We start from the raw sequence: 1,142 nt of genomic DNA, 5'->3' as shown, positions 1-1,142 counted from the left end.
GACATCATCGTCGACGGCGGCAACGCGCTGTTCACCGACACCATCCGTCGCGAGAAGGCCGTACGCGAGACCGGCATCAACTTCGTTGGGATGGGCGTGTCCGGCGGCGAGGAGGGCGCACTCCTCGGACCCTCGATCATGCCCGGCGGCTCCGACGAGTCGTGGGTCACCCTGGGGCCGATCCTGACCTCGATCGCCGCGGTCGCCGAGGGCGAGCCCTGCGTCACGCACGTCGGACACAACGGCGCCGGCCACTTCGTGAAGATGGTGCACAACGGCATCGAGTACGCCGACATGCAGCTGATCGCCGAGGCCTACGACCTCATCCGACGCGGCACCGGCAAGACCCCCGCCGAGATCGCCGATGTCTTCGCGGAGTGGAACCGCGGCGAACTGGAGTCGTACCTCATCGAGATCACCGCCGAGGTGCTCCGTCAGGTCGACGCCGACACCGGAAAGCCCCTCGTCGATGTCATCCTCGACCAGGCCGGCGCCAAGGGCACCGGAGCCTGGACCGTGCAGACCGCCCTCTCCCTCGGCGTGCCGGTCTCCGGCATCGCCGAAGCCACCTTCGCGCGCTCGCTGTCCAGCCACCCCGAGCAGCGCGAGGTCTCCCGCGACCTGCCGGGTCCCGCCGACGACGCGCAGCAGTCCTGGACCGTCGAAGACCCCGACGCGTTCATCGAGAAGATCCGACTCGCCCTCTATGCGTCCAAGATCGTCGCCTATTCGCAGGGCTTCGACGAGATCCGCGCCGGCGCCGCGGAGTACGACTGGAACATCGACCTCGGTGCGGTGTCGAAGATCTGGCGCGGCGGCTGCATCATCCGCGCACAGTTCCTCAACCGCATCGCCGACGCCTACGACACCGAGGCCGACCTTCCCGTGCTGCTGACGGCGCCGTACTTCGTCGAGGCGCTGCAGCGCGCGCAGACGGCGTGGCGCGAGGTCGTCGCGACCTCCGCGAGGGTGGGAATCCCCGCACCGGCGTTCTCGTCGTCGCTGGCGTACTACGACGGGCTGCGCGCGGATCGGCTCCCCGCCGCCCTCATCCAGGGACAGCGCGACTTCTTCGGCGCCCACACGTACAAGCGCGTCGACAAGGAAGGCACCTTCCACACCCTGTGGTCGGGCGACCGCAC

1 protein-coding gene is annotated in these 1,142 nt (G+C 69.0%); it reads left to right on the top strand.

The genetic code is table 11. From position 1 onward, the window contains the following. Positions 1-1,142: NADP-dependent phosphogluconate dehydrogenase (gndA, locus tag B4E30_RS14480; protein WP_286795815.1), on the top strand; the 1,142-nt coding region annotated here is incomplete at both ends.

The organism is Microbacterium sp. UBA3394 (assembly GCF_002358725.1).
Classification (GTDB): domain Bacteria; phylum Actinomycetota; class Actinomycetes; order Actinomycetales; family Microbacteriaceae; genus Microbacterium; species Microbacterium luteum.
The sequence above is the reverse complement of the archived record's forward strand: the minus strand, read 5'-3'. Positions and strand labels throughout refer to the sequence as shown.